We start from the raw sequence: 8,298 nt of genomic DNA, 5'->3' as shown, positions 1-8,298 counted from the left end.
GCGCCGAGGATGCCGAGCAGTTCGTCGTAAAAAGCGCCCGATTTCTGGCGGTCGTTGCTGCCGAGTGTCGCATAGCCGATCATGATATTTCCTCGTCCCTGTTTTTCTTTTACTCAATCGTCACGGCGCGAAGCTTGATCGCGCCTTGATGCCCCAATGGCCGTTTTCGTTCGTCACGACATAGATGGAATCGTAGTGCCCGATGACGCTGCCGTCTGCACGATAGCGCGTGAACCGCGTATCGAGATGTACTTTATCGTCACCGGCATGGATAACCTCACGGCGATCCCAGCCGGAATGATGCCAGCCTTCGCCGAGCCCCTTCTCGAAAAGATCGGGCTTGTGATAGCCAGGCTCGATGATCGCCAGCGTGTTCGACGCCAGCCGCACGCTCGGGAAGTTGAAGGTCTTTTCCCATGCCGTGAGATCGCGGGCGTTGAAGGCGGTCATGAAATCGTCGAGACACTTCATCGCCGCGTCGATGCTCTTTTCGTTCATCCCAATTCTCCGATTGGTATTGGCCGGCTTTTTATACAGGAAATAACGGAGCGATGGCATCCGCCTTCGACGGGCGGAACGGCGCCGCACAAATAAAAAACGGCCCGGAATATTTCCGGGCCGTTTGAAGCTTTTGCGTCTCTCATTCGACGAGCAGCGGGACCTTCGGCGTGGCGCCGCCGTCATTGTCGCCGGCTCCGCCCTTCTTCGGCGTGCCGGGCTTCTTCGGCGGTCCCGGGTTGCGGAGCGCCGCCTCCTCGATGTCGAAGGTCAGCGTATCGTCGTCACCGACCTTGACGGTGACATGGCCGCCCTTGGTCAGGCGTCCGAAGAGAACCTCGTCCGCCAACGGCTTCTTGATCGTCTCCTGGATGACGCGGGCGAGAGGCCGCGCACCCATCTGATCGTCGTAGCCGCGCTTGGCGAGCCAGGCATTCGCCTCCGGCGTCAGCGAGATCGTCACGTTGCGGTCGGCGAGCTGCGCGTCGAGTTGCAGCACGAACTTCTCGACCACATGCGCGATGATCTCCGGCGACAACGGCGCGAAGGGAATGACCGCGTCGAGACGGTTGCGGAACTCCGGCGTGAAGAGGCGCTTGATGGCATCCTCGTCCTCGCCGGCACGCTTGCCGCCGCCGAAGCCGATGGCGTTCTTCGCCGCTTCCGATGCGCCCGCATTGGTCGTCATGATGAGGACGACATTGCGGAAGTCGATCTTCTTGCCGTTATGGTCGGTCAGCTTGCCGTGATCCATGACCTGCAACAGGATGTTGAAGAGGTCCGGATGCGCCTTCTCGATCTCGTCAAGCAGCAGCACGCAATGCGGATGCTGGTCGACGCCATCGGTCAGGAGACCGCCCTGATCGAAGCCGACATAACCGGGCGGCGCGCCGATCAGACGCGAGACCGTGTGCCGCTCCATGTATTCCGACATATCGAAGCGCAGCATCTCGACTCCCATGATGGAGGCGAGCTGGCGCGCGACTTCCGTCTTGCCGACACCTGTCGGACCCGAGAAGAGATAGGAACCGATCGGCTTTTCCGCTTCGCGCAATCCGGCGCGGGCGAGCTTGATCGACGCGGCCAGCGCCTCGATCGCCCTGTCCTGCCCGAAGACGACGCGCTTCAGCTCGACGTCGAGGTCCTTCAGCTTCTCCGTGTCGGTCTTCGACACCGACTTCGGCGGGATGCGCGCCATCGTCGCGATGACGCTCTCGATTTCCGTCACGCCGATGGTCTTCTTGCGGCGCGACTCCGGCAATAGCATCTGCGAAGCGCCCGCCTCGTCGATGACGTCGATCGCCTTGTCGGGCAGCTTGCGGTCGTGCATGTACTTCGCCGACAGCTCCACCGCCGACTTGATTGCGTCGTTGGTGTAACGGACCTTGTGGAAGTCCTCGTAGTAAGGCTTCAGACCCTTCAGGATCTTGATCGAATCCGGCACGGTCGGTTCCGCCACGTCGATCTTCTGGAAGCGCCGGACGAGGGCCCGGTCCTTCTCGAAGTGCTGGCGGTATTCCTTGTAGGTGGTCGAACCGATGCAGCGCAGCGTCCCGCTGGCCAATGCCGGCTTCAGCAGGTTCGACGCATCCATCGCGCCGCCCGATGTCGCACCGGCGCCGATCACCGTATGGATCTCGTCGATGAACATGATCGCGCCCGGATAGGCTTCGAGCTCCTTGATGACCGCCTTGATGCGTTCTTCAAAGTCGCCGCGGTAGCGCGTGCCCGCGAGCAGCGTACCCATGTCGAGCGAGAAGATCGTCGCGTCGAGCAGCACCTCGGGCACCTCGCCCTTGACGATGCGGCGTGCGAGCCCCTCGGCGATGGCCGTCTTGCCGACGCCGGGATCGCCCACGAAGAGCGGGTTGTTCTTCGAGCGGCGGCAGAGAATCTGGATCGTGCGCTCGACTTCCTTCTCGCGCCCGATCAGCGGGTCGATCTTTCCGGCCTTCGCCTTTTCATTGAGATTGACGCAATAGGCGTCGAGCGCCTCGGTCGAGCGCTCCTTGCCCGCGCGCGGCTTCTCCCGCGGCTCCGCCTCGCCCTCCGTCGCGCCGCGCACCGGACGCGTCTCGTTCATTTCGGCGCGCTTGGCGATGCCGTGGCTGATGTAGTTCACGGCGTCGTAGCGCGTCATGTCCTGCTCCTGCAGGAAATAGGCGGCGTGGCTCTCGCGCTCGGCGAACATCGCGACAAGCACGTTGGCGCCCGTCACCTCCTCGCGGCCCGACGACTGAACATGGATCACCGCGCGCTGGATGACGCGCTGGAAACCGGCAGTCGGTTTCGAATCCTCGCCGTCGTTGACGACCAGGCTCGAAAGCTCGTTGTCGATGTAATTGGTAAGTTGCTGGCGTAGAACGCCGAGATCGACGTTGCAGGCGCGCATGACGGCGGCTGCATCCTGATCGTCGAGCAAGGCCAAGAGCAAATGCTCGAGCGTGGCATATTCGTGATTACGGTCATTGGCGAGCGCCAGTGCCCGATGTAGGCCTTCCTCCAGACTGCGTGAAAATGTCGGCACTTAAGACCTTTCCTTCCGCTGCGCGTCAGCCCAGTGACTCAACTAGCGACCTGAATGTTACTCTCTCTCCATCGTGCATTGCAGCGGATGTTGATGCTGCCGTGCGAAATCCATGACTTGCGTGACCTTCGTCTCCGCAACCTCATACGTATAGAGGCCGCAGATTCCGACGCCGTGCTGATGCACGTGCAGCATGATGCGGGTGGCATCTTCCCGTCCCTTGTTGAAGAAGTGCTCCAGCACATGAACGACGAACTCCATCGGCGTGTAGTCGTCGTTGAGCAGGAGCACCTTGTACAAGGAGGGCTTCTTGGTCTTCGGCTTGGCCTTTGTGATGACGCCGGCATTCGTGCCGTCGTCATCTCCTCGCCGCTTGTCGTCAGACATGCCCCGATCCTACCAAATCACTCAACCGGCCAATCTCCCATCCCGGCAAGCCGGATTTCTCAACGTCAATTCAGAGACTCACATCGGACAGGCGCTTCCGATGCTCCTATTACATAGGTGAATCCCGGCGATTTCAAAGCCCGATACGTGTCGAAACCGGACTCGGTTCCCATCGCCGTCACTTGTCCACCGATTTAGCATTCGCCGCCATGTGCGACCGGATGAGGGCATCGCAGCTCGCGACATGAAGTCCCGCGGCGTTTTTTTGAGCATCCGGGGACGCGAATCCGGATTGTCGCGGGCGGAAGCAAAGCGAAAGCAAGCGATCCGGTCTGGCCCGACTCCTGCTTTAAATTGTCGTTAACAAATGGGTAACCTCGAAGGCGTAATTTTGGCAATCCGATCCAAGCTGCGGGAATCTCGACGTTTTTTGACGATTTCGTACCCCGCAGGGATTCACAAGGCGGGCCGCAGCGGATAGAGTAATGCTTGGGGTTAAGTCGCGGATGTATGGCCTGTCCGGCAGGAGCAGGCGGAAAGAGGGGTTTCCGGGGTATGTTTGCGTCTGCGCGTAGGATATCGCCGGCCGGCCTCGCCTTCACCGGCATAGGGCCTCGGCTGCGGAGTTTCGGAATTGCCTGTGCGGTGCTCCTCGCCTGCCTGGCAACCACGAGCGGCGCCGACGCAGCGACCAAGCGCAAGAAGGCTCATGCCTTTACCCCGACATCGGCAAGCTTCGTGATGGACGCCTATTCTGGCCGCGTCCTCTACTCCAGCAATGCCGACGCCCAGTGCTACCCTGCTTCGCTGACCAAGGTGATGACGCTCTATCTGCTGTTCGAACGCCTCCAGCAGGGGAAGATCACGCTCAACACGCGCATTCCGATTTCGACCCACGCAGCCAATCAGGCGCCGTCGCGGCTCGGGTTGCGTCCGGGTTCGACGATCCGCGTCGAGGACGCCATTCTCGCACTCGTCACCAAATCGGCAAACGACGTCGCTGCCGCCATGGGCGAATTTCTCGGTGGCACCGAAAAGGATTTTGCCCGCCTGATGACGGCGAAGGCGAAGGCGCTCGGCATGAGCCGCACCCAGTACATGAACGCCTCCGGCCTTCCCAACAAGGCGCAGCTCACCACGGCGCGCGATCAGGCGACGCTGGCGAAGCGGATCCAGACCGATTTTCCACGCTACTTTCAGTATTTCAGCACCGCTGAATTCGCCTGGGACGGCGCGGTCATCAAGAATCACAATCACCTGCTCGGCAAATATGAAGGCGTGACGGGACTTAAGACGGGCTACACGGCGGCCTCGGGCTTCAACCTCACGACGACCGTTCGGCGCGACGACAAGTCGGTCATCGGGGTGGTGCTCGGCGGCAAGACCGCGCGCGCCCGCGATTTGCAGATGGTTTCGATCCTCGACCGCGCGATGCCCAGCGCCATTGCAATGCGCGATACCGGAACGCGGCTTGCTGCGACTCTTCCAGCGCCCACCAGACCATCGGGCATTTCCGAGAACGACCGTCAGGCTCTCGCCTCGCTCGCTTCCCGCGACGAGCCCGATCCCGACGAGGAGTCCTATACCGGCACCGACCAGGTCGCGAGCCTGACCTCGGCCGAGCCCGAAAAACCCATTCTCGAAATCAAGCCCGCCGCACATCCCGCCGTCGTTCCGGTGAAGCCGGCTGTTGCGATCCAGACGGCCGCGCTTTCGGCGCCCGCGCTCGCCAGCGCGACGTCAGCGGCGAAACCTCTCGCGACCTCGGCCCCAGCGAAGCCTCTTGCTCCTCCGCAGCAAGTTGCCATCGCGGAACCCGTCGCGCCGGCCGCTCCGGCCGTGCTGCCGGCGGTTCGTCCCGTCGGTCCGGCACAATCTGTCGCCGTCGCCCGCCCGGCCTCCGCGCCCGTCGATCGCGCCACTGCCTATGCCCTTGCCGCCTTCAACAAGGCCGAGGGGCCGGTACGCAGCGCCGGACGTGAACTCGGCAATTTGATCGTGACGCCGGCGCAAGCCAGCGAAGGCAATCAGGCAACGCAACCGATAGGCCAGCAACTGGGTCTCCGGCCTAGCTCGGCCGGTGCCCAGATAGCGCAATCCAACCGCGGCTGGCGGGTGGGCGATCCGCTGATCCCCGAAGGCTCATGGGTCATCCAGATCGGCGCTTATGCCGACCAGGCCGACGCGGTCGACCGCATCCGCTCCGCAATCAAGGCCGCGCCTGAACTCGGCAAGGCCGTTCCAGTGACCATTCCGGTGAAGACGACCGACAACCGCACGCTCTACCGTTCGCGCTTCGGCGGTTTCGACGACGAAAAAGAAGCCCGCAATGCCTGCGGCCGGCTGGCGCGGGAAAGCATTTCCTGCATCGCCATTCCGCCCGCCAACTGGGCCATGCCGCGCACCGGCAAGGAAAAAGCGCCGAGCTGAGGCGCCAGGCTAACTTCCGTTCGCCGCCTGCTCCACCGCCGGAGACATTTCCATCTGGACATCGGCCGGCTCGTCCGTGTTTTTGCGCGTCCTCGGCAGATCGAGCACATCGAGGAGCGCCCTCACCTCCGCCCGCGCAGCGACATGGGACATCGACATCTGCGTGTCGACGCCTTCCTGCCGCAGATCGAGCAGCGTCAAGCCGGAGGGAAACATCTCACGGAAGATCACACGCTCGCCAACACCCGGCGCCAGGCGAAAGCCGATGCGCGCGGCCAGCGCCTCCAACACGCTTTCAACGCGGCGCTTGTTCTTCGCCGCCAGCGTCGAAAGACGATTTCTCATGACGACCCAGTCGATCTTGCCGCCATCCTGCATGACCCGGCGCTTGCGAGCGTCCCAGACCATCTCACTGTAGAGGCTGGGACCTTTGATCTTCCAGCTCTGCGGATCGACGCGGCCGAGCAGATCGAAGTCGACGAAGCTGTCATTCATCGGCGTGATGAGCGTATCCGCCGCCGCATGGCCGAGCCGCGAGAGATATGAATCTGCCCCCGGACAATCGATGACGACGAAATCGTTCTCGGCCGCCAGACGACTGAAACTTTGCTCGAAGGCCATCTTCTCGATCGCCTGCGCCTCGGCGACGCTGTCGGCCTCCGATCGTGGAATGACGATATGGTCCGGCATGACCAGATTGACGCCGTTGGCCTCGGCCCAGGCCTTGCGGTTTTCAACATAGCGCGTCAGCGAGCGCTGTCTGCCGTCAAGGTCGATGGAGCCCACCCGTGCACCTTCGTGCAGCAGAAGCGCGATCAGATGCATGGCGGTGGTGGTCTTGCCGGACCCACCCTTCTCGTTCCCCAGCACCACGATATGGGCCGAGCCGCCGTCCGCCCCCTTATTCGTCATCGCCGCTTACCCGTACCCAAATGAACCACGTCCGGAGTGTCGTTTTGTCTCCGCCATGCGTCAACCGGGAGATGCATCCGCGAATCCCTCTGAACTGACGCCGGCCCCACATCTGATAATGCGATTAGCGGCATTCTCAAAATCCGACACGTCAAATTCACAATCCTGATGACAAAGCCAAAAGAAAGCGTGCAGACTTCTTAACGGGAAGTCCGCGCGGTTTCGCCGAAGGGGGCCGCAAATCATGATGCTGTCGCAATCCAGCCTGAGAAATATGGAGGAATGTATGGTCCAGCGGTGAAAGCCGGGGACCAAACGGCTGCGCGTCGTCTTCCCATCGGTTCTGTGAGTTAGCGGTGGATCGTCGATCCTCCGGCGCAACACAACTTGAACGACATGAGGGGACGATGAGTGCAAATCCGAGTTCGCCAGGGACTGGCGATATTTCCGAAGACGTCAAGATACTGCATGATATGGGATATGCGCAGGAGCTTAGCCGCTCGATGGGCGGCTTCTCCAACTTCGCGATTTCCTTCTCCATCATCTGTATTCTGTCTGGCGGCATCAACTCGCTCGCCCAGGCAACATCGGGGGCCGGCGGCTTCGGCATCGGCGTAGGCTGGCCCCTCGGCTGCGCCATCTCCGGCGTCTTCGCGCTCGCCATGGCACAGATCAGTTCGGCCTATCCGACCGCGGGCGGCCTCTATCACTGGGGATCGCTGCTCGGCAATCGCTTCACGGGCTGGGTGACTGCCTGGTTCAACCTTCTCGGCCTCATCACCGTTCTCGGCGCCATCAATGTCGGCACCTGGACCTTCTTCGTCGGCGCATTCGGGACGGCGCTCGGAATTGAAAACACGCTGACGAACCAGATGATCTTCCTTGCGATCATCACGGGCGGCATGGCGCTCATCAATCATTACGGCATCAAGCTTACCGCGATGCTGACCGATTTTTCCGGCTATCTGATTTTCGCGACCGCCATTGCGCTCACGATCGTCTGCTTCGTCTTTGCCGACAGCTGGGATTTCGGCCGTCTCTTCACCTTCCAGAACTATTCCGGCGACATCGGCGGCGGTGTCTGGCCGCAGGTTTCCGACAGTTGGGTCTTCCTGCTCGGCCTGCTGCTGCCGATCTACACGATCACCGGCTATGACGCCTCGGCGCACACGTCGGAAGAGACCGTGAAGGCGGCGCACGCCGTGCCACGCGGCATGGTGCGTTCGGTGATCTGGTCGGCCGTCTTCGGCTACATCATGCTCTGCTCCTTCGTGTTGCTCATTCCGAACATGGATGAGGCCGCCAAGCAGGGCTGGAACGTCTTCTTCTGGGCGATGGACGCGCGGGTTCCGGGCGGCCTGAAGGAAATCCTCTATGTCGCCATCTTCATCTCGCAGCTTCTCTGCGGTCTGGCGACGGTGACCTCCGCTTCGCGCATGATCTTCGCCTTCTCGCGCGACGGCGGCCTGCCCTTCTCCAAGTTGCTCGCCAAGGTCTCGCCAACGCGCCGGACACCGGTGGCGGCGATCTGGACTGGAGCGACG

At 61.9% G+C, this 8,298-nt stretch carries 6 protein-coding genes; 2 read left to right on the top strand and 4 right to left on the bottom strand.

Annotated elements, in window-relative coordinates; genetic code table 11:
* Window positions 1–120: 120 nt before the first annotated feature.
* The 3 genes from VMR03_RS13155 to clpS form a co-directional block, all read right to left on the bottom strand.
* The gene (locus VMR03_RS13155; RefSeq protein ID WP_325405937.1) at window positions 121–498 is read right to left on the bottom strand and encodes a hypothetical protein; all 378 of its coding nucleotides are present in this window, start codon (window positions 496–498) and stop codon (window positions 121–123) included.
* 142 nt (window positions 499–640) lie between these two features.
* Window positions 641–3,025: an ATP-dependent Clp protease ATP-binding subunit ClpA gene (gene clpA / locus VMR03_RS13150; protein ID WP_325405935.1), complete on the bottom strand. Its 2,385-nt coding sequence runs from the start codon at window positions 3,023–3,025 to the stop codon at window positions 641–643.
* A 57-nt stretch (window positions 3,026–3,082) separates the two neighbouring features.
* Window positions 3,083–3,412, bottom strand: a complete 330-nt coding sequence (gene clpS, locus VMR03_RS13145) for an ATP-dependent Clp protease adapter ClpS (RefSeq protein WP_325405933.1) — start codon at window positions 3,410–3,412, stop codon at window positions 3,083–3,085.
* A gap of 645 nt (window positions 3,413–4,057) precedes the next feature.
* On the opposite strand from clpS, the gene VMR03_RS13140 reads away from it, so the two are divergent.
* Window positions 4,058–5,842, top strand: a complete 1,785-nt coding sequence (locus VMR03_RS13140) for a serine hydrolase (protein WP_325405931.1) — start codon at window positions 4,058–4,060, stop codon at window positions 5,840–5,842.
* Between the two features lie 9 nt (window positions 5,843–5,851).
* On the opposite strand, the gene VMR03_RS13135 is transcribed toward VMR03_RS13140, so the two are convergent.
* On the bottom strand, window positions 5,852–6,754 hold the full coding sequence (locus tag VMR03_RS13135; RefSeq protein WP_325405929.1) for a division plane positioning ATPase MipZ: 903 nt from the start codon (window positions 6,752–6,754) through the stop codon (window positions 5,852–5,854).
* Window positions 6,755–7,161: 407 nt separating this feature from the next.
* Between VMR03_RS13135 and VMR03_RS13130 the strand changes: the two genes are divergently transcribed.
* Window positions 7,162–8,298: amino acid permease (locus VMR03_RS13130; RefSeq protein WP_325405927.1), on the top strand; the 1,137-nt coding region annotated here is incomplete at its 3' end.

The organism is Parvibaculum sp., from assembly GCF_035511255.1.
Classification (GTDB): Bacteria; Pseudomonadota; Alphaproteobacteria; order Parvibaculales; family Parvibaculaceae; genus Parvibaculum.
The sequence above is the reverse complement of the archived record's forward strand: the minus strand, read 5'-3'. Positions and strand labels throughout refer to the sequence as shown.

Coding starts and splice junctions, on each gene's coding strand:
- VMR03_RS13155 (WP_325405937.1), bottom strand. CDS start 498: ATGAACGAAAAGAGCATCGACGCGGCGATGAAGTGTCTCGACGATTTC.
- clpS (WP_325405933.1), bottom strand. CDS start 3,412: ATGTCTGACGACAAGCGGCGAGGAGATGACGACGGCACGAATGCCGGC.
- VMR03_RS13135 (WP_325405929.1), bottom strand. CDS start 6,754: ATGACGAATAAGGGGGCGGACGGCGGCTCGGCCCATATCGTGGTGCTG.